The organism is Streptomyces sp. NPDC085481, from assembly GCF_044541845.1.
Taxonomy (GTDB): Bacteria; Actinomycetota; Actinomycetes; order Streptomycetales; family Streptomycetaceae; genus Streptomyces.
In genome coordinates, this window is the sequence record NZ_JBITTJ010000010.1 from 63756 (window position 1) to 83611 (window position 19856).

Annotated in this window: 20 protein-coding genes; 12 read left to right on the top strand and 8 right to left on the bottom strand. The window is 71.2% G+C overall.

Annotated elements, in window-relative coordinates:
• Positions 1–28 precede the first annotated feature (28 nt).
• From atpA to ACIGEZ_RS21485, 5 genes are all read left to right on the top strand, one after another.
• Positions 29–1627, top strand: coding sequence for a F0F1 ATP synthase subunit alpha (gene atpA / locus ACIGEZ_RS21465; RefSeq protein WP_399833358.1), 1599 nt, complete (start codon positions 29–31; stop codon positions 1625–1627).
• Between the two features lie 20 nt (positions 1628–1647).
• Positions 1648–2565: a F0F1 ATP synthase subunit gamma gene (locus tag ACIGEZ_RS21470; RefSeq protein WP_399833360.1), complete on the top strand. Its 918-nt coding sequence runs from the start codon at positions 1648–1650 to the stop codon at positions 2563–2565.
• Positions 2565–4004 carry a F0F1 ATP synthase subunit beta gene (gene atpD, locus ACIGEZ_RS21475; protein WP_399833362.1) on the top strand — a complete coding sequence of 480 codons (1440 nt, stop codon included), beginning with the start codon at positions 2565–2567 and terminating at the stop codon, positions 4002–4004. Before ACIGEZ_RS21470 ends, atpD begins: the two co-directional genes overlap by 1 nt.
• A 112-nt stretch (positions 4005–4116) precedes the next feature.
• Positions 4117–4491: a F0F1 ATP synthase subunit epsilon gene (locus ACIGEZ_RS21480; RefSeq protein ID WP_399833364.1), complete on the top strand. Its 375-nt coding sequence runs from the start codon at positions 4117–4119 to the stop codon at positions 4489–4491.
• Positions 4492–4634: 143 nt separating this feature from the next.
• Positions 4635–5081 (top strand): DUF2550 domain-containing protein, encoded by a 447-nt coding sequence (locus ACIGEZ_RS21485; protein ID WP_399833366.1) that lies wholly within the window; start codon positions 4635–4637, stop codon positions 5079–5081.
• Positions 5082–5145: 64 nt separating this feature from the next.
• Here ACIGEZ_RS21485 and ACIGEZ_RS21490 read toward each other — a convergent pair whose 3' ends face one another.
• The 3 genes from ACIGEZ_RS21490 to ACIGEZ_RS21500 all read right to left on the bottom strand — a co-directional run bounded on the left by ACIGEZ_RS21490 (position 5146) and on the right by ACIGEZ_RS21500 (position 8966).
• Positions 5146–6996, bottom strand: a complete 1851-nt coding sequence (locus ACIGEZ_RS21490) for a glycosyl hydrolase family 18 protein (protein WP_399833368.1) — start codon at positions 6994–6996, stop codon at positions 5146–5148.
• Positions 6997–7119: 123 nt separating this feature from the next.
• Positions 7120–7773 carry a response regulator gene (locus tag ACIGEZ_RS21495; protein ID WP_399833370.1) on the bottom strand — a complete coding sequence of 218 codons (654 nt, stop codon included), beginning with the start codon at positions 7771–7773 and terminating at the stop codon, positions 7120–7122.
• Entirely contained in the window at positions 7770–8966 is a 1197-nt protein-coding gene (locus tag ACIGEZ_RS21500; protein WP_399833372.1) for a sensor histidine kinase, read from the bottom strand. The genes ACIGEZ_RS21495 and ACIGEZ_RS21500 overlap by 4 nt, the downstream gene beginning before the upstream one ends.
• Before the next feature lie 151 nt (positions 8967–9117).
• On the opposite strand from ACIGEZ_RS21500, the gene ACIGEZ_RS21505 reads away from it, so the two are divergent.
• Positions 9118–9744 (top strand): hypothetical protein, encoded by a 627-nt coding sequence (locus ACIGEZ_RS21505; RefSeq protein WP_399833374.1) that lies wholly within the window; start codon positions 9118–9120, stop codon positions 9742–9744.
• On the opposite strand, the gene ACIGEZ_RS21510 is transcribed toward ACIGEZ_RS21505, so the two are convergent.
• Genes ACIGEZ_RS21510 through ACIGEZ_RS21520 form a run of 3 tightly spaced genes read right to left on the bottom strand, consistent with a single transcriptional unit; the run spans position 9664 to position 11798 of the window.
• Positions 9664–10236 (bottom strand): cob(I)yrinic acid a,c-diamide adenosyltransferase, encoded by a 573-nt coding sequence (locus ACIGEZ_RS21510; protein WP_399833376.1) that lies wholly within the window; start codon positions 10234–10236, stop codon positions 9664–9666. The genes ACIGEZ_RS21505 and ACIGEZ_RS21510 overlap by 81 nt on opposite strands.
• 13 nt (positions 10237–10249) lie before the next feature.
• The gene (locus tag ACIGEZ_RS21515; RefSeq protein ID WP_399833378.1) at positions 10250–10999 is read right to left on the bottom strand and encodes an ABC transporter permease; all 750 of its coding nucleotides are present in this window, start codon (positions 10997–10999) and stop codon (positions 10250–10252) included.
• 25 nt (positions 11000–11024) lie between these two features.
• Complete coding sequence (locus ACIGEZ_RS21520; RefSeq protein WP_399833380.1) at positions 11025–11798, bottom strand: ABC transporter ATP-binding protein; 774 nt, start codon at positions 11796–11798, stop codon at positions 11025–11027.
• Positions 11799–11869: 71 nt separating this feature from the next.
• On the opposite strand from ACIGEZ_RS21520, the gene ACIGEZ_RS21525 reads away from it, so the two are divergent.
• From ACIGEZ_RS21525 to ACIGEZ_RS21540, 4 genes are all read left to right on the top strand, one after another.
• Positions 11870–12508: a TetR/AcrR family transcriptional regulator gene (locus ACIGEZ_RS21525; protein WP_399833382.1), complete on the top strand. Its 639-nt coding sequence runs from the start codon at positions 11870–11872 to the stop codon at positions 12506–12508.
• A 168-nt stretch (positions 12509–12676) separates the two neighbouring features.
• The gene (locus ACIGEZ_RS21530) at positions 12677–13525 is read left to right on the top strand and encodes a 3-hydroxyacyl-CoA dehydrogenase family protein (RefSeq protein ID WP_399833384.1); all 849 of its coding nucleotides are present in this window, start codon (positions 12677–12679) and stop codon (positions 13523–13525) included.
• A gap of 150 nt (positions 13526–13675) precedes the next feature.
• The gene (locus ACIGEZ_RS21535; protein ID WP_352076221.1) at positions 13676–13999 is read left to right on the top strand and encodes an STAS domain-containing protein; all 324 of its coding nucleotides are present in this window, start codon (positions 13676–13678) and stop codon (positions 13997–13999) included.
• 223 nt (positions 14000–14222) lie between these two features.
• Positions 14223–16793 carry an ATP-binding protein gene (locus ACIGEZ_RS21540; protein ID WP_399833386.1) on the top strand — a complete coding sequence of 857 codons (2571 nt, stop codon included), beginning with the start codon at positions 14223–14225 and terminating at the stop codon, positions 16791–16793.
• Positions 16794–16855: 62 nt separating this feature from the next.
• Here the strand turns inward: ACIGEZ_RS21540 and nucS are convergent, their stop codons facing one another.
• Positions 16856–17536, bottom strand: a complete 681-nt coding sequence (gene nucS, locus ACIGEZ_RS21545; protein WP_399833388.1) for an endonuclease NucS — start codon at positions 17534–17536, stop codon at positions 16856–16858.
• A 241-nt stretch (positions 17537–17777) separates the two neighbouring features.
• On the opposite strand from nucS, the gene ACIGEZ_RS21550 reads away from it, so the two are divergent.
• On the top strand, positions 17778–18170 hold the full coding sequence (locus ACIGEZ_RS21550) for an SCO5389 family protein (RefSeq protein ID WP_132913375.1): 393 nt from the start codon (positions 17778–17780) through the stop codon (positions 18168–18170).
• Between the two features lie 79 nt (positions 18171–18249).
• On the opposite strand, the gene ACIGEZ_RS21555 is transcribed toward ACIGEZ_RS21550, so the two are convergent.
• A complete protein-coding gene (locus ACIGEZ_RS21555) occupies positions 18250–19284 on the bottom strand; it encodes an LLM class flavin-dependent oxidoreductase (RefSeq protein WP_399833390.1) in 1035 nt (344 codons plus the stop codon).
• 212 nt (positions 19285–19496) lie between these two features.
• Between ACIGEZ_RS21555 and ACIGEZ_RS21560 the strand changes: the two genes are divergently transcribed.
• Positions 19497–19823 carry an ATP/GTP-binding protein gene (locus tag ACIGEZ_RS21560; protein WP_399833392.1) on the top strand — a complete coding sequence of 109 codons (327 nt, stop codon included), beginning with the start codon at positions 19497–19499 and terminating at the stop codon, positions 19821–19823.
• Positions 19824–19856 lie beyond the last annotated feature (33 nt).

A 19856-nucleotide genomic window follows, 5' to 3' on the forward strand; every position in this document is an offset into this window, starting at 1 on the left:
GGCCCAACAAGGAGAGCAGGGAACCCAGATGGCGGAGCTCACGATCCGGCCGGAGGAGATCCGGGACGCGCTGGAGACCTTCGTCCAGTCGTACCAGCCGGACGCGGCCTCGCGCGAGGAGGTCGGCACGGTCAGCCTGGCCGGCGACGGCATCGCGAAGGTCGAGGGTCTTCCCTCGGCCATGGCGAACGAGCTGCTGAAGTTCGAGGACGGCACCCTCGGTCTCGCCCTCAACCTCGAGGAGCGCGAGATCGGCGCGATCGTCCTCGGCGAGTTCAGCGGTATCGAGGAGGGACAGTCGGTGCAGCGCACCGGCGAGGTCCTCTCCGTCGGTGTCGGCGAGGGATACCTGGGTCGCGTCGTCGACCCGCTCGGCAACCCGATCGACGGTCTCGGCGAGATCGAGACCGAGGGCCGCCGCGCCCTCGAGCTGCAGGCCCCGGGCGTTATGGCCCGTAAGTCGGTGCACGAGCCGATGGAGACCGGCTACAAGGCCGTCGACGCCATGACGCCGGTCGGCCGTGGTCAGCGTCAGCTGATCATCGGTGACCGTCAGACCGGCAAGACCGCTCTGTGCGTCGACACGATCATCAACCAGCGCGACAACTGGCGCTCGGGCGACGTGAACAAGCAGGTCCGCTGCATCTACGTCGCCGTCGGCCAGAAGGGCTCGACCATCGCGTCCGTGCGCGGCGCCCTGGAAGAGGCCGGTGCGCTCGAGTACACGACGATCGTCGCCGCCCCGGCGTCCGACCCGGCCGGCTTCAAGTACCTGGCGCCGTACACCGGCTCCGCCATCGGTCAGCACTGGATGTACCAGGGCAAGCACGTCCTGATCGTCTTCGACGACCTGTCGAAGCAGGCCGACGCCTACCGCGCCGTGTCGCTGCTGCTGCGCCGCCCGCCGGGCCGTGAGGCCTACCCGGGTGACGTCTTCTACCTGCACTCGCGTCTGCTCGAGCGCTGCGCGAAGCTCTCGGACGAGCTCGGTGCCGGTTCGATGACCGGTCTGCCGATCGTCGAGACCAAGGCGAACGACGTGTCGGCGTTCATCCCGACCAACGTCATCTCCATCACCGACGGCCAGTGCTTCCTGGAGTCCGACCTGTTCAACGCCGGCCAGCGTCCGGCCCTGAACGTCGGTATCTCGGTCTCGCGTGTCGGTGGCTCCGCCCAGCACAAGGCGATGAAGCAGATCTCCGGCCGTCTCCGCGTGGACCTGGCCCAGTTCCGTGAGCTCGAGGCGTTCGCCGCCTTCGGTTCCGACCTGGACGCCGCGTCGAAGGCGCAGCTGGAGCGTGGTCAGCGCATGGTCGAGCTGCTGAAGCAGGCTCAGTACCAGCCGATGCCCACCGAGAACCAGGTCGTCTCCGTCTGGGCCGGCACCACCGGCAAGATGGACGACGTCCCGGTGGTCGACATCCGCCGCTTCGAGGCCGAGATGCTGGCGTTCCTGCGCCAGAACCACTCGGGCCTCATGACCTCCATCCGTGAGGGCGGCAAGATGTCGGACGACACGCTGCAGTCCGTCGCCGACGCGATCGCGGAGTTCAAGAAGCAGTTCGAGACCTCTGACGGCAAGCTGCTCGGCGAGGACGCTTCTGCCGCCGTCAACGTCTCGAAGTGACGACGGAAGGGACCTGACTCATGGGAGCGCAGCTCCGGGTCTACAAGCGTCGCATCAAATCCGTCACCGCGACGAAGAAGATCACCAAGGCGATGGAGATGATCGCCGCCTCGCGTGTCGTCAAGGCACAGCGCAAGGTGCAGGCGTCGACCCCGTACGCGACCGAGCTCACCCGCGCGGTGACCGCGGTGGCCACGGGTGCGAACGACAAGCACCCGCTGACCACCGAGGCGGAGAACCCGGCCCGCGCCGCGGTTCTGCTCCTCTCCAGCGACCGCGGTCTGGCCGGCGCCTTCAACTCCAACGCCATCAAGGCGGCGGAGAAGCTCATCAAGGAGCTGGAGGGCAAGGGCCACGAGGTCGACGTCTACGTCGTCGGTCGTCGCGGTGTCGCGCACTTCAACTTCCGTGAGCGGAAGCTGAGCGACACGTGGACCGGCTTCACGGACGAGCCCACGTACGCGGACGCCAAGACCATCGCGGCGCCGCTGATCGAGGCGATCGAGAAGGACACGGCAGAGGGCGGTGTGGACGAGCTCCACATCATCTACACCGAGTTCGTCTCGATGATGACGCAGACGGCGGTCGAGGCCCGGCTGCTGCCCCTCAGCCTCGACGAGGTGGCGAAGGAGGCCGGCGAGCCGGACACGCTCCGCCCGCTGTACGACTTCGAGCCGTCGGCGGAGGACGTCCTCGACGCCCTGCTGCCGCGGTACGTCGAGAGCCGGATCTACAACGCGCTGCTGCAGTCGGCCGCTTCCAAGCACGCCGCCACGCGACGTGCGATGAAGTCGGCGACCGACAACGCGGGAGACTTGATCAACAACCTCTCCCGACTTGCCAACGCGGCCCGACAGGCCGAAATCACCCAGGAAATCAGCGAGATCGTCGGTGGCACCGCAGCCCTGGCCGACGCGACCGCGGGGAGTGACAAGTAATGACGACCACTGTTGAGACGGCCGCCGCCACGGGCCGCGTCGCCCGGGTCATCGGCCCGGTCGTCGACGTGGAGTTCCCCGTCGACGCGATGCCGGAGATCTACAACGCGCTGAACGTCGAGGTGCCGGACCCGTCCGGCGAGGGCACCAAGACGCTGACCCTCGAGGTCGCGCAGCACCTCGGTGACGGCATCGTCCGCACCATCTCCATGCAGCCCACCGACGGTCTGGTCCGCCAGGCCCCGGTGACCGACACGGGCGACGGCATCACGGTGCCGGTCGGCGACGTCACCAAGGGCAAGGTGTTCAACACCCTGGGCGAGGTCCTGAACGACGACCCGGCCACGGTCGCCGACGCCGACCGCTGGGCGATCCACCGCAAGGCCCCGGCCTTCGACCAGCTCGAGTCCAAGACCGAGATGTTCGAGACCGGCCTGAAGGTCGTCGACCTTCTCACCCCGTACGTCAAGGGTGGAAAGATCGGTCTGTTCGGTGGTGCCGGTGTCGGCAAGACCGTTCTGATCCAGGAAATGATCATGCGTGTGGCGAAGCTGCACGAGGGTGTGTCGGTCTTCGCGGGCGTCGGCGAGCGCACCCGTGAGGGCAACGACCTCATGGTCGAGATGGAGGAGGCCGGCGTTCTCGACAAGACCGCGCTGGTCTTCGGCCAGATGGACGAGCCCCCGGGCACCCGTCTGCGCGTCGCCCTGGCCGGTCTGACCATGGCGGAGTACTTCCGCGATGTGCAGAAGCAGGACGTGCTGTTCTTCATCGACAACATCTTCCGCTTCACCCAGGCCGGTTCCGAGGTGTCGACCCTGCTCGGCCGTATGCCCTCCGCGGTGGGCTACCAGCCGAACCTGGCCGACGAGATGGGTCTCCTCCAGGAGCGCATCACCTCGACCCGTGGTCACTCGATCACCTCGATGCAGGCGATCTACGTCCCCGCCGACGACCTCACCGACCCGGCGCCGGCGACCACCTTCGCCCACCTCGACGCGACGACGGTTCTCTCCCGTCCGATCTCCGAGAAGGGCATCTACCCGGCCGTGGACCCGCTGGACTCCACGTCCCGGATCCTGGACCCGCGTTACATCGCGCAGGACCACTACGACGCCGCCACGCGCGTCAAGGGCATCCTGCAGAAGTACAAGGACCTCCAGGACATCATCGCGATCCTCGGTATCGACGAGCTGAGCGAGGAGGACAAGCTCGTTGTCCACCGCGCCCGCCGTGTCGAGCGCTTCCTGTCCCAGAACACCCACGCGGCGAAGCAGTTCACCGGTGTGGACGGTTCGGACGTTCCGCTCGACGAGTCGATCGCCGCGTTCAACGCGATCTGCGACGGAGAGTACGACCACTTCCCGGAGCAGGCCTTCTTCATGTGTGGTGGTCTCGAGGACCTCAAGAAGAACGCCAAGGAGCTCGGCGTCTCCTGAGCCCCGTGCTCGCCTGAGGGGGGCGGGACCGTTCCCGCCCCCCTCTTCACGCCCTCTAGAATTGATCCCAACACCCGGCAGCACCGCCGGGTGGTGACCCGAGGAGCCACCCTTGGCTGCTGAGCTGCACGTCGAGCTGGTCGCAGCGGACCGGAGTGTCTGGTCCGGCGAGGCCACCCTGGTCATCGCGCGTACGACCTCCGGCGACATCGGCGTCATGCCCGGTCACCAGCCGCTGCTCGGTGTGCTGGAGTCGGGCCCCGTGACGATCCGTACGAGCGAGGGCGGCACTGTCGTGGCCGCCGTCCACGGCGGTTTCATCTCCTTCGCCGACGACAAGCTTTCTCTGCTCGCGGAGATCGCCGAGCTGGCGGACGAGATCGACGCCCAGCGCGCCGAGCGTGCGCTGGAGCGCGCGAAGACGGAGTCGGACGCCGCCGCCGAGCGGCGCGCCGAGGTCCGGCTGCGCGCGGTATCGGTCCGCTAGCGGACCGCGCCGAGAGCCAGCCCTCAGCCGCGGTACGGCTGGAATTTTCCAGACCGTGCCGCGGCTGAGGCGATGCAGATGCAAGTTGTATTCGGTCAGGCCGGTTCCACCGGTTACGGGACGCAGCGAGGAGGTCGGTGAAGATGTTCCTCGCTCTGCTCGTGTGCGGCCTGGTCGTCGCACTGGTGGTGATCGGGCTCTTCGTCTTCGGCTTGCGCCGCAGGCTGATCCAGCGGGCCGGCGGCACCTTCGACTGCTCCCTGCGCTGGAACATCCCCGAGACGCCGGACTCCACCGGCAAGGGCTGGGTGTACGGGGTGGCCCGCTACAGCGGTGACGAGATCGCCTGGTTCCGGGTCTTCTCGTACGCGCCCCGCCCCCGCCGCGTCCTGGAGCGCTCGGCCATCGAGGTCCTCGAGCGCCGGATGCCGGAGGGCGAGGAGGAGCTCGCGCTGCTCTCCGACTCGGTCATCCAGGGCTGTCTGCACCGGGGCACCCGGCTGGAGCTGGCGATGAGCGAGGACGCCCTGACCGGCTTCCTGGCCTGGCTGGAGGCGGCGCCGCCGGGCCAGAGAGTGAACGTGGCGTGACCGAACGCGAAACGTGACGGCGGGGACGGTGTGCTGCACCGTCCCCGCCGCGTTTTCCGTGGGGCTAGTTCAGCCCGCTGTTGATGGCTCCCACCAGCTCGCCGTTGCCGGTGTCGCCGCTGAACTCCCAGAAGAAGGCGCCGCCCAGGCCCTGGTTCTTGGCCCAGCTCATCTTCGAGGTGACGGTGGCCGGGGTGTCGTAGCTCCACCAGTTGGTGCCGCAGTGGGCGTACGCGGTGCCGGCGACGGTGCCGTTGGCCGGGCAGGAGTTCTTCAGGACCTTGTAGTCCTCGATGCCCTGCTCGTAGGTGCCGGCGGCGGGTCCGGTGGCGGTGCCGCCGGGGGCGGACTGGGTGACGCCGGTCCAGCCGCGGCCGTAGAAGCCGATGCCGAGCAGCAGCTTGGCGGCCGGGACGCCCTTGGCCTTGTACTTGGCGATCGCCTCGGCGGAGTTGAAGCCCGCCTGCGGGATGCCGGCGTACGAGGTGAGCGGGGAGTGCGGGGCCGTCGGGCCCTGCGCCGCCCAGGCGCCGAAGAAGTCGTACGTCATCACGTTGAACCAGTTCATGTACTGCGCCGCGCCCGCGTAGTCGGTGGCGTCGATCTTGCCGCCGGAGGAGGCGTCGGCCGTGACGGCCGCGGTGACGAGCGCGCTGCTGCCGAACTTGGCGCGCATGGCCTGCATCATGTTCTTGAAGGCGGCCGGGCCACTGGTGTCACAGGACAGACCGCAGGCGTTCGGGTACTCCCAGTCGAGGTCGATGCCGTCGAAGACGTCGGCCCAGCGCGGGTCCTCCACCAGGTCGTAGCAGGACTGCGCGAACGCGGTCGGGTTCTGCACGGCCTGGCCGAAGCCGCCTGACCAGGTCCAGCCGCCGAAGGACCAGATGACCTTGATGTTGGGGTAGGCCTTCTTCAGCTTGCGCAGCTGGTTGAAGTTGCCGCGCAGCGGCTGGTCCCAGGTGTCGGCGACGCCGTCGACGGACTGGTCGGCGGTGTAGGCCTTGTCGTAGTCGGCGTAGGAGTCGCCGATGGTGCACTTGCCGCCGGTGACGTTGCCGAAGGCGTAGTTGATGTGGGTGATCTTCGCCGCGGAGCCCGAGGTCACGATGTTCTTGACGTGGTAGTTGCGGCCGTAGACGCCCCAGTTGGTGAAGTAGCCCATCTTCACGGTGGCGCCGGGGTTGGGGTTGCCCCCGCCGCCGCCCGTGGTGCGGACGCTCACGGCGCCGCTGGCGGGGCCGGTCTGGTCGATGGTGTCGCGGGCGACGACCGTGTAGCTGTAGTCGGTGCCGGCGGTGAGCCCGCTGTTGGTGTACGTGAGTCCGGTGACCGTGGCGATCGTCGCGCCGTCCCGCTTGACGTCGTAGTTCTTGATGCCCTTGTCGTCAGTGGCGGCGGTCCAGGTCAGCTTGACCGAGGTGTCGGTGACGGCGGAGGCGACGGGGGTGCCGGGCGCCGAGGGCGCACTGTCACCGGGCTGGGTGGAGCCGTCGCAGGAGCCGCCGTTGACCTTGCAGCCGCTCGGGGCGCCGGATCCGGTGCCGTTGAAGCCGAAGGAGACGGTGGCGCCGGGGGCGAGGGTGCCGTTCCAGCCGACGTTCTTGGCGGTCCAGTGGGTTCCGGAGCTGGTGACGGTGGCGTCCCAGGCGGAGGTGACCGCGGTGCCGGAGGGGTAGTCCCACTCGACGGTCCAGGAGGAGAGGGGGGTGGTTCCGGTGTTCTTCACCGTCCACTTGCCCTCGAAGCCGGTGCCCCAGTCGGAGACCTTGGTGTACGTGGCGGTGGCGGAGGCGGCGGCCTCGGCGGGTGCGGCGAGGCCGATCATCGCGGCCAGGGGCAGGACGAGGGCGGTCAGACCGGCGGCGGCCCGGTGTCTGAACCCTGCTCTGCGCGTCGGTGCTTGAGTGCTCAACGGTGCTCCTCAAGTTGCGGACGACATGGGGTGGGGGTGGTCCGAAGGTGCGCGCGCCCCGCGAGCGTAGAAAGGTCTGGACCAGCCGTCAAGAGGTCCAGACCAACGTTGGAACCCGGCCCGTCAGATTCCCAACTCCTGTGCCAGCACAGCCGCTTGGACCCGGCTGCGCAGCTCCAGCTTCCCCAGCACCTTGCTGACGTGCGTCTTCACCGTCGCCTCCGCCATGTCGAGCCGTGCCGCGATCTCCGCGTTCGACAGGCCCGAACCCAGCGCCGACAGCACCTCGCGCTCCCGGGGCGTCAGCCGGTCGACGACCGAGGGATCGGCACCGCCCGGCGCCCGCACCGGACGGCGCGGCGCCGCGAACTCCGCGATCAGCCGGCGGGTCACCGCGGGGGCGATCAGACCCTCGCCGCGCGCCACCGTCCGCACCCCCTCGATCAGCTCCTTCGCCTCCGTGTTCTTCAGCAGGAAGCCCGCCGCCCCCGCCCGCAGCGCCCCGAACACGTACTCGTCGAGGTCGAAGGTGGTCAGGACGAGCACATCGGCCAGACCCTCGGACACCACGTGCCGGGTCGCCGTCACCCCGTCCATCCGCGGCATCTGCACATCCATCAGGACCAGGTCGGGCCGCAGTTCGCGGGCCAGCTCGACGGCCCGCTCACCGTCCGCGGCCTCGCCCACCACCTCGATGTCCGGCGCACTGCCGAGAATCAGCACGAGCCCGGCGCGTACCGCGCTCTGGTCCTCGGCGACCACGATCCGGATCGTCATGCCTCCGGTGTCCTCTCCTCGGCGGGCAGCTCGGCCCGCACCCGCCAGATCTTCGTCCCGTCCCGGTCCGGGACGGGCCCTGCCTCGAACTCCCCGCCGAGCAGTGCCACCCGCTCGCGCATCCCGACCAGGCCGGCCCCCGAGCCGGGCGCACGCGGTCCCGGCCGGTCACCGAACGGGCTGGTCACCCGTACCGTCAGCGCCCGAGCGTTCCTGGCCAGGAACACCCTGACCGCACCGGCCGGGGCATGCTTGAGCGCGTTCGTCAGCGACTCCTGCACGATCCGGTACGCGGCGAGCTCGACGGGCGCAGGAAGCGGCTCGCCGCTCTCCCGGCGGGTGTCGTCGAGCGTGAACGTGAGCCCGCTGGACGCCCCGTTGGCCCCTGCCTGGGCGACCAGTGCGTCCAGCCCGGCCAGCGTGGGTGCGGCCGCCGGCTCGGCGTCGCCGCTGCTGTCCCGCAGCAGGCCGATCAGCCGCCGCATCTCGGCCAGGCCCTCCACGCTGTTCTCCCGGATCACCGTCAGCGCCTGCCGGGTGGTCGCCTCGTCGTCGAGCGAGAGCGCCGCCGTGGAGTGGATCGCGATCGCCGAGAGGTGGTTGGCGACCATGTCGTGCAGCTCGCGGGCCATCCGGGCGCGCTCGGCGACCACCGCCTGCGCCCGGTCCATCTCGGCGAGCAGCGCCGTCTGCTCGGCGCGCAGCCGCGCCGCCTCCGCGGCCTCCCGGTGGTTGCGCACGACGGCGCCGGTCACGGCGGGAAGGAACGAGACCATGCCGCTGACCACGCCGACGAGCAGCGCGATCGCGTCCTGCCACCACAGCAGCAGCCCGATCGTGCCGCCGACGGTGATCAGACCGGTCGTGTACGGGATGCGCCGGGCGGAGGAGGGCGATCCGTACACCACGGCCGCGTAGACCACGTCCGTGAACATCAGCACGGTGACGAGATTGCCGTGGGTGAACTGGTCCCCGACGATCGCGAGGGTGCCGACGGTCAGCGCGAACTGGGGCCTGGTGCGGCGCAGCGCCTCCATCGACGCCATCACGAAGAGCGGGACCAGCGTCGCCCAGCGCTGCGGGAGGACGGCGTCCGTCTTGGTGAACAGTCCGAACGACCACAGGAGCAGGCCGCAGGCCAGTCCGGCGGCGGCGATGAACAGGTCGTCGCGATGGGGTCGGGGGAGTCGCACGTCCTCATCCAACACGCTGCCCGGGGAGCGGACGTCCCCGCCGGGGCCGAGGTGTGCCTCCGTCGAAGGATGTAGACGTGGTTCCTCACCGGCGACGACGTTTCCGGCCGCCGCCCACGGAAGCCTGGAAGGGAACCGAAAGGGGACTGCCGTGATCGTCACGCTGATCGTGATCTGCGAGGTCGGCTTCTGGGTCCTGCTGGCCGCGGGACTCGCCACGCGCTACCTGCTCAGGATGCCGCGCACCGGCCTCGCCCTGCTGCTCTGCGAGCCGCTGCTGGAAGTCGTGCTCCTCGTCGTCACCGCGATCGACCTGAAGAACGGGGCCGACCCCAGCTGGAAGCACGGGCTGGCCGCGCTCTACATCGGCTACACCGTCGGCCATGGCCACCGCACCGTGAAGTGGCTCGACGGGCACGCCGCGCACCGCTTCGGCGGCGCGCCGCCGCCCGCGAGGCCCCCGCGCTACGGCATGGCCCGCGCCCGGCACGAGGGCAGGATCTGGCTGGGCTCGGTGACCGCGGCGGCCGTCGCGTCCGTACTGCTGCTCCTCGCCATCGGGTACGTCGGCGACGACGGGAACACCGACTCGCTGAGCGGCTGGATCCTCGTCGCCTGGCGGACGGCCGGCATCCACGGCCTGATCGCGCTCAGCTACGCGATCCGGCCGAAGAAGGCCCCGGCGGGCGAGCCGGAGTCAGCGGTCCCCGCCCGGGACCCACAGGACGTCCCCGACCTCCTTGTTCGCCGTCCTGGCAAGGATGAAGAGCAGGTCTGACAGCCGGTTCAGGTACGTGGCGGTCAGCGGGTTCATCGTCTCCCCGTGCACCTCCATGGCCGCCCACGTCGACCGCTCCGCGCGCCGGACCACCGTGCACGCCTGGTGCAGCAGCGCAGCGCCGGGCGTGCCGCCGGGCAGGATGAAGGAGCGGAGCTTGTCGAGCTGCTCCAGGAAGCCGTCGCAGTCCGCCTCCAGCTTGTCGATGTACGACTGCTCGACGCGCAGCGGCGGGTACTTCGGGTCCTCGACCACCGGGGTGGACAGGTCCGCGCCCACGTCGAACAGGTCGTTCTGGACGCGGACGAGGACCTTCACCACGTCCTCGCCGAGCTGCCCGAGCGCGATGGCCGTGCCGATGACGGCGTTGGCCTCGTTGGCGTCGGCGTAGGCCGAGATCCGCAGATCGGTCTTGGCGGTCCGGCTCATGTCGCCGAGGGCGGTGGTGCCCTTGTCGCCGGTACGGGTGTAGATGCGCGTCAGATTGACCATGGCACCAGCGTAGTTACGCCCCGGCCTTCCGGAAGGTCCGTGTGCCCACCGTCACGGCGAGCGCCGTGAGCCCGAGGGCGACCACGACCCCGTACAGCATCGTCGTGGTCGCGTACCGCCCGACGTACGCGTCCCGGACGGCGTCCACCAGGTAGCGGAAGGGCATCAGGTGCGAGAGCACGTCGAGCCAGCCGGGGGCGAGGGCCATCGGCAGCATCAGCCCGGACAGCAGCATCGAGGGCATCGCGAGCGTGTTGATCGCGGGGCCGAACTCCTGCGGGCTGCGCAGCTTCAGCGCCAGTGAGTACGAGAGGGAGGCGAGCGCGAAGGTCAGCAGGGCGACGAAGGCGAAGCCGGTCAGGATGCCGCCGAGCGGCGCCCTGAGTCCCATGAGCAGGGCGGCGAGCACCACCAGGACGGCCTGGAAGACGAAGAGCGCGGCGTCGCGCAGGACCCGGCCGAGCAGCAGCGCGAGCCGGCTGACCGGGGTCACGCGCATCCGTTCGAGGACGCCCCAGTTCTTCTCCATGATGACGGCGAAGCCGGCGAAGGAGGCGCCGAACAGCCCGAGCTGGAGGAGCAGTCCGGGGACGAGGACCTGCCAGGAGTCGCCCGGTTGGCCGAGCGGCAGGCCGGTGAGCAGCGGGCCGAAGAAGAGCAGGTAGAGCAGCGGCATCAGGGCGCCGAAGAAGATCTGGAAGGGCGAGCGCAGGGTCTGCCGGGCGTAGCGCCCGAAGAGGACGGCGGTCTCGTGCCACAGCATGGCGGGGGCTCCTCTGAGTCTGTCGTCAGACGGCGACGGGGGTCCGGTCGGCGGGCGCGGGGCCGCGTCCGGTGATGGCGAGGAAGGCGTCCTGGAGGGTGCTCGCGCCGTGCGCGGCCTTGAGCGCGGCCGGGGTGCCCTCGGCGACGACGACGCCCTCGTCCACGATCACCAGGCGGTCGGCGAGGGCGTCGGCCTCGTCGAGGTAGTGGGTGGTGAGCACGACGGTGGTGCCGTACTCGTCGCGCAGCCGCCGCACCAGCGCCCACAGGTCGGCGCGGCTGCCGGGGTCGAGGCCGGTCGTCGGCTCGTCGAGGAAGAGCAGCTCGGGGCGGTGGGTCAGGCCGAGCGCGAGGTCGAGCCTGCGCCGCTGGCCGCCGGAGAGTGCGGTGGTCCTGCGGTCGAGGAGACCGGTGAGCCCGAGGTCCTCGGCGAGCTCGCCGGCGCGGGCGGCCGCGCGCGGGCGGGAGAGCCCGTAGAGCCGTCCCTGGAGGACGAGTTCGGAGCGCACGGTCTCCTGCGGGTCGACGCCGCCGGCCTGGGCGACGTACCCGATCCGGCGCCGTACGCCGACGGGGTCGCGGAGCAGGTCGTGGCCGGCGACGGTGGCGGCGCCGCCGGTGGGCGGCAGCAGGGTGCTCAGCATGCGCAGCGTGGTGGTCTTGCCGGCGCCGTTGGGGCCGAGGAAGCCGAGGATCTCGCCCGGGCGCACGGTGAGGTCGATCCCGCGGACCGCCTCGACCTCGCCTTTGGGCGTGCGGAAGGTCCGGGCGAGCCCGGAGGTGCTGATGATTGGCATAGCGACTACAAAAACAGAGACTCTGAAATTGTGCAACGTCCCCAAAAATCCACGCCCCCTAGAATCAGGGCATGGCTGAGGGGCTCAGGGAGCGCAAGAAGCGTCAGACGAAACAGCGGATCTCGGACATCGCGACCGGGCTCTTCCTCGAACGCGGCTTCGCGGCCGTGACGGTGGCGGAGATCGCCGAGGCCGCCGACGTCTCCGTCAACACCGTCTACAACTACTTCCCGGCCAAGGAGGACCTCTTCCTCGACCGGATGGAGGGCATCACCCACCGCCTCGCCCGCATGATCCGCGGCCGCGACGCCGGGGAGTCCGCCACCCGGGCCGTCCTGCGCGAGATCCGCGGCCACGTCACCGCCGTCTCGCCCGCGTACGGCCTGATGGACGGCTTCGACGCCTTCATGCGGGTGATCGAGGACGCCCCCACCCTCAAGGCCCGGCTCTTCTACCTCCAGACCGAGGTCCGCGAGGCCACCGTCACGGCCCTGCGCGAGGACACCGGCGCCCCCGCCGGCGACCCGATGCCGCTGCTCGTCGGCGGCCAGATCACCTGGATCCAGGACACCGTCGTCGCCTTCATCACCAGCCGGATGACCACCGGCGGCAAGGCCGCCGAGGTCTCCCGCGAAGCCCTCGACCTGCTCGACGACATCGAGGACCTGCTCGGCGAGAAGGTCCTCGACTACGCCGTACGGACGGACTGAGCCGTCCGGCGCCACCGTGTCGGCCACCTGGCGGGTGTCGCGAGTGTGACGTCCGTCAAACCGGGCGTGACGCGCATTACTTCACGGTCACATGGCGCCCCGCGCCCGCTAATCTCCGCCGAAGAGCCAGAAGTCAACGTCAGTTAAAGGCATCGAGGGGTGGAACACGTGGCCAGGAAGCTCGCCGTCATCGGGGCCGGACTCATGGGGTCCGGCATCGCGCAGGTCTCGGCCCAGGCAGGCTGGGACGTCGTCCTGCGTGACGTCACCGACGCCGCGCTGACCCGGGGCACCGACGCCATCAAGACCTCCTACGACCGCTTCGTCGCCAAGGGCAAGCTCGACGCCGCCGACGCCGAGGCCGCGCTCGGCCGGATCACCGCCACCACCGAGCTGGACGCGGTCGCCGACGCCGACATCGTCGTCGAGGCGGTCTTCGAGAAGCTCGAGGTCAAGCACGAGATCTTCCGCTCCCTCGACAAGGTCGCCAAGGACGGCGCCGTCCTCGCCTCCAACACCTCCGCCATCCCGATCACCAAGATCGCCGCGGTGACGGAGCGCCCGGAGGCCGTGGTCGGCACCCACTTCTTCTCGCCGGTCCCGATGATGCAGCTCTGCGAGCTCGTCCGCGGCTACAAGACCAGCGACGAAACCCTCGCCACCGCACGCGAGTTCGCCGAGTCCGTCGGCAAGACCTGCATCGTCGTCAACCGCGACGTGGCCGGCTTCGTCACCACCCGCCTCATCTCGGCGCTCGTCGTCGAGGCCGCCAAGCTGTACGGGTCGGGCGTGGCCACCGCCGAGGACATCGACATCGCCTGCAAGCTCGGATTCGGGCACGCCATGGGCCCGCTCACCACCACCGACCTCACCGGCGTCGACATCCTCGTCAACGCCACGAGCAACATCTACACCGAGACCCAGGACGAGAAGTTCGCCCCGCCGGAGCTGATGCGCCGGATGGTGGACGCGGGTGACATCGGGCGCAAGAGCGGGCAGGGCTTCTACACGTACTGATTCCGCACGGGGGTCCGACCACCCCCTGCGTCCGCACCCCATGGGGTGAATTTCGATATCGGTTCGCTTACAAGGCGCAACGCTTCTGCCGATGCGGCAGTCAGTCGTTGCGAAGACGGGCATACGACGGAGCACTCCCGGGGAGCGCATATGCACATCAGGGGCGACCACACCGAGCTGGTCGTCGGGGGCCGCCTCGACGTCCGCAGCGCGGCGGACGCCCGAACGGTCCTGCACTCGGCCGTCGACGACGGAGTCGGCGACCTGGTGCTCGACCTGACCGGCCTCGACTCCTGGGACGCCACCGGGCTCGGGGTCATCATGGGCGCCCACCGCAGGGCAGGCCGTTGCGGCCGCCGTCTGGTGCTGCGCGGGGTGCCGCCCCAGATGCAGCGCCTCCTCGTGGCCACCCGGCTGCACCGGATCCTCGCCATCGAGGGCGGCCTCGCCGCCGAATCGTTGCCTCGCGTGTGAGACGGCGCGCGAGACCACGCGCCGGAGACGAGACGGGAGGCACACGAGTGACCCCGGAACCCTCCCGCCACCTGTGAAGCCGCTGTGAGAGCCAGGCGTCACACGCAATCCTCACAAGACCGTGACGTCTTGGTCTCCACCGCACCCCGCCTGTTCCCGGACACCGGACAACCGTCTAGGGTCGGCTCGCCTGCACATCGCCCGCCGCTTGGGAGCTTGGACCATGGACCCGATCAACCGGGGACCGGAGGAGTACGGTCACGACACCGAGGGCGACGACGCACGCCCCGGACACGCCGTACCCGCACCCGCGTCCACCACCCCCGCCCGGGTCCGCACGGCCCGCCTCGTCTCCGGCGGCCTGCTGCTCACCGTCAACCCCGTCGACGGCAGCGAGATCGAGGTCTGCCCGCCCGGCGAGCAGCCCCCGGCCCCCAGACGCCGCACCGCCCAGGAACGCGTCGAGGCCGCCCGCGCCGCCACCCCGCCCGTACCGCCGGGCCCGCCGGCCCCCGCCCTCCCGCTGCTCGAACGCCAGGAACAGCGCGAACAACTGGTCCAGCACCTCACCCGCGGCCGCTCCGCCCGGCTCACCGGCCCCGCCGGCTCCGGCCGCAGCACCCTCCTCGACGCCGTCGCCACCGACTGCGCCGACATCGCCCCCGACGGCGTCGTCCGGCTCTCCGGCCACCACCGCACCCCCACCGAGCTGCTGTACGAGCTCTTCCACACCGTCCAGTACGCCCCCGGGTTCCGGCCCGACCGCGAGGAACTCCTCATCGAGGTCCGCCGCATCGGCGCCATCGTCCTCGTCGACGACCTGGAGTTCGGTGGTGCAGCCCTCGACGAGCTGCTGGCCGCCACCCCCGACTGCGCGTTCCTCTTCGCCGTCACCCCCGCCGCCCCCGCCGCCTCGCCCGAGGCCGCCCTCGAAGAGGTCGCCCTCACCGGCCTCGGCCGCGCCGCCGCCGTCGAACTCCTGGAGAACGCCGTCGGCCGCGACCTCACCGAGGACGAGGCCAACTGGGCGGGCGACCTCTGGTTCGAGTCCGAGGGACTGCCGCTCCGCTTCGTCCAGGCCGGCGCCCTGCTCCGGCAGCGCGACCGGATGCGGGTCGGCCCCGCCGAGTTCGACGCCTTCGGCGCCCTGGAGGAGGCCTTCGGCCCGAGCGGCGCCCCCGCACCCGCGCCCGACGCCCCGCGCGACGCGGTGCCCACCGCCGACGACCCCGACGTCGAGGTCCGCGACATACCGCTGCCCAGCCTCGGCGAGGGCGCCGCCCCGGCCTCCCTGCTCGCCTCCCGGCTCAGCCGCGCCGCCCAGGACACCCTCCGCTTCGCCGTCGCCCTCGGCGGCGAGGTGCCCCACCAAGCCCACCTGCCCGCCCTCGTCGGCGACACCCACGCCGACGCGGCCCTCGGCGAACTCATGGCCTGCGGACTGCTCTCCCCGGTCGGCACCCGCTACCGCCTCGCCGCCGGCGTCCTCACCCAGCTGCTCGCCCAGGGGTACGAGGCGGACGCCACCGGCCGCGCCCTCGGCGTCGCCCAGCACTACGCCTGGTGGGCCGGACACCCCTCCGTCACCCCCGAACGGGCCACCGCCGAGGCCGACGCCCTGCTCGCCGCCCTCGCCGCGGTCATCCCCGGCGCCACGGCCGAGCACCACGAGGCCGCCGTGCTCCTCGCCCGCGCCGCCGCGCCCGCCTTCGCCGCGGGCCTGCACTGGGGCGCCTGGGAGCGGGCCCTGCGCGGCGGCCAGGAGGCCGCCCGGCTGGCCGGCGAGGTCGCCGACGAGGCCTACTTCCACCACGAGTTGGGCATCCTCGCGCTCTGCGCCGGCAGCCCGCAGCGGGCCCGCGCCGAGCTGGAGGCCTCCATCGGCCTGCGCGGCGCCCTCGCCGACAAGCGCGGCACCGTCGCCGGCCGCCGGGCCCTCGCGCTCGTCGCCGACCTCACCGGCGCGGCCACCCCGGCCGAGCCGGCCGCCCTGGCACCCGCGCCCGGGCCGGCCGCCCGCCGCGAAGGGCCCGCCTCGCCGGCCCGCGGCATCCCGGTGACCACGCCGCTCGCCGCCAAGCCCGCCTTCCCGGCGCTCGCCAAGCCCACCGCTCCCGGCGCGCCCACCCCGCCCACCGCGTTCACCCCGGCCTCGCTCGCCGCCTTCGCCGACGACGACCCCACCGTGGTCGTCACCCCCGAAGCGGACCGGCCCGGACTGCGCAGGGGCATCCTCACCGGGGCCCGCCGCAACCTGGCCGCCGTCGGCGCGGGCGCGCTGCTCGTCGCCGTCCTCGGCACCGTGGTGACCCTCGGCGCCGGCTCCGGCAACGACGAGAACCCCGGCACCGACCGGGTGACCTCCGACAGCACCGCCGACCAGGGCGGCATCGAGGACGGCACCGGCGGCGAGGACGAGCCGGCCGAGGACGAGACCGGCAAGCCCTCGGACCCGGCCTCCCCGCAGCCCACCGGCACGGCGACCCCGGCCGCCACCGGCTCCGCTGGCGGCCCCGCCCACCCGTCCGGCTCCCCGTCCGCGACGGGCACCGCGACCCCGGGCAGGCCGACGGCCACGACGCCACCGCCGCGCCCGACGACGACGCCGACGAAGACCAAGCCGCCGACGGAGCCGCCGACCCCGTCGACGACGACCCCGTCGACGACGCCCTCCACCACCCCTCCGACGACGCCCCCCACCACGGCGCCGACCGGCACGGACAGCCCCAGCAACTCCGCCTCCGCCTCCCGCTCCGAGTCGGCGCCCGCCACCACGGACGAGACCCCGGCCTGACCCGCGTACGACAAAGGCCCGGGCGCGCGTCTCGCGCACCCGGGCCTGCTGCGTACCGCTCCTCAGAACAAGCGCAGCTTGTCGTCCTCGATCCCGCGCAGGGCGTCGTAGTCGAGCACCACGCAGTCGATCCCGCGGTCGGTGGCGAGCACCCGCGCCTGCGGCTTGATCTCCTGGGCCGCGAAGATGCCCTTCACCGGCGCGAGGTGCGGGTCGCGGTTGAGCAGCTCCAGGTATCGGGTCAGCTGCTCGACGCCGTCGATCTCGCCGCGCCGCTTGATCTCCACCGCGACCGTCGCCCCGTCGGAGTCCCGGCACAGGATGTCCACCGGGCCGATCGCCGTCGGGTACTCGCGGCGGACCAGCGTCCAGCCCTCGCCCAGCGTCTCGATGCGATCGGCGAGCAGCTCCTGCAGATGCGCCTCGACGCCGTCCTTGATCAGACCCGGGTCGACACCCAGTTCGTGCGAGGAGTCGTGGAGGATCTCCTCCATCGTGATGATCAGTTTCTCGCCCGCTTTGTTGATCACGGTCCAGATGCCCGCCTCACCGTCCGTTCCGTCGGCGCCTTCCTTCAGTGTGCACGGCGGCGACATCCAATTGAGCGGTTTGTACGCCCGGTCGTCCGCGTGGATGGAGACGCTGCCGTCGGCCTTGACCAGGATCAGACGGGGTGCGGAGGGCAGGTGGGCGGTGAGCCGGCCCGCGTAGTCCACGGAACAACGGGCAATGACGAGACGCATGGTCCGCAACGCTACAAGACGGACGCTCTTCCGCGCGATTCGGGCCGTAACGCCCGCCGGGCGCACTCCCAACACCCGTCACTTATTGGCCGGTTGTGTGCCCAATCTCCTGGTGCGGGCAGGACCGCGCGCTTAACGTGGAAGACAGGAGGTCGTCGCCCGTGCACGCTGCGTGCGCGTCGCTCCGGCCTCTGACCCTGCCCGCAAGACCCCGCCCGTCGGGGTCGCGAGAGGAGAACCCATGTCGCTCGACGTCTCACCGGCGCTGTTGGAACAGGCCGAGCGAGGCGAGGTCGACGAAGCCGACTTCGTCGACTGCGTCCGGACCTCCCTGCCCTACGCATGGGAGATGATCAGTTCTCTGGTGGCACAGCTGAAGGTCGACGGCGGCGAGTTCGCCGACAACCAGACGCCGCCGCCGAACGAGCAGGCACGCGGTCAGCTGCTGCGTGCACTCGCGAGCGATGCCATCCGCGGTGCGCTGCAGCGGCACTTCGGGGTGCGTCTCGCCTTCCAGAACTGCCACCGGGTGGCGGTCTTCCCGCTCGACCCGTCGGTGGACGAGCGGCTCGCCCGCTTCACGTCCATCCGGGGGCAGCTTCTCAACCAGTCGCCCGAACTGCGCGACTGCTGACAAGGCCTGGTGCTGCCGCTCCGCATCGCGGGAGAGCGAAAGATGCCGGGCGGCAGCACGGTCCCCCTACCGTGACCCCTCACACCAACAGCGGCAGCACCTCGGTGCCGAGCCGCCGTACGTTCTCCTCGGTGGCGGCCAGGTCGCCCGAGCCCTCCGAGAGGAGCGCGAAGCGGGTGATGCCCGTGCGCTCGGCGGTCGCCGCGAGCCGGTCCGCCGCGAGCCGCGGGGTGCCCACCGGGTGCAGCCCGCACAGCAGCTCCGTGTACGCCACCGGGTCGCGCATCGAGCGGTGCCGGCCGTCCACCGTGACGTGGGCGTCGAGCCCCTGCTTCAGCCAGCCGGGCATCGCCTTCAGCAGGGCCTCCGCCGCGTGCGCCGTACGGTCCGCGAGCTGGACCACGCCCGCCGAGACATGGCCGGTGCCGATCCGGGCGATCTCGTCCGGGGTGCGCCCGGCCTCCCGCGCGCACCGCTCCCAGGCGGACACCATCTCGGCCTTCTCCTCGTCCCCGCAGTGCATGCCGAGCAGCATCGGCAGCCCCCGCTCGGCCGCGAGCCGCACGCTCTTCGGCGAGGTGCAGGCGACCACCACCTCCGGGGCGGCCGGCCCGCCGATCAGCTCGCCGGGGCCCGGCACGACCGCCACCTCGCGGAAAGCGAATCGTTCCCCCTGGGCCCCCACCCGGGGTTCGGTCAGCCAGCGCAGCAGCAGATCGAGCGACTCCGGGAAGCCCTTCTCGTACGCCGGGAGTCCCGAGCCGAACACCTCCAGGTCGATCCACGGCCCGCCGCGGCCCACCCCAAGGGTGAATCTTCCGCCGGAGGTCACATGGAGCAGGGCCGCCTGCTCGCCCAGCGCGACCGGGTGCGCGCTCGGCAGCACGCTGACCGCCGTGCCGACCCGGATCCGGCGGGTGCGCCCGAGGAGCAGCGCGGCCAGGGTGACGGCCGACGGGCAGACCCCGTACGGCACGAAGTGGTGCTCGGCCAGCCAGACGGAGTCCAGCCCCGCCTCCTCGGCGACCTCGGCGGTCCGGACCGCCCGGTGCAGTGCCTCCCCTTGGCCCTGCCCAGGGAACTGGGCGGCCAGGACGAACGTACCCACGCGCATCGCCTTCTGCCTCCTTGCGGCCGACGCGTTCTCCCCGTACGACTTCCCCTCGTACCGGCAACAACGTCTGACACGTGCCAAAGGCAACGGGCGTTCATGAAGTTCTTGCGATTTTCGGCTGATCCCCCGCAGGCGGGTTCGGAGCGACCCGGTCGCGGCCCGTACGCTTGACGGAACCGTCCGTGGCCCCGTCCCCCCTGTGAGGTGTCGAAGTGTCCCCGCGCCACAACCGCCCCCGTGGCGGCGCGAAGCCCGATGACCAGGGCGACTCGGGAGAGCGGTACGGCGGTGCGCAGCGCACCGAGAGCTGGCAGGGGGAGGAGTGGTGCGTCCGCCATGTCGCCGGCGCGAGCTCGCCCGGCAAGCGCTACCGCTGTCCCGGCTGCGACCAGGAGATCCCCTCCGGCGCCCCGCACGTGGTGGCCTGGCCGGAGTACGGCGGAGTGGAGGACCGGCGCCACTGGCACAAGGCCTGCTGGAACGCCAAGGACCGCCGCACCAGTCGGGTGCAGCGGTCCCGTAACGCGCCTCGGTACTGAGCGGCCCTACGGCCGCTGCGGCCCGGTCCGCCC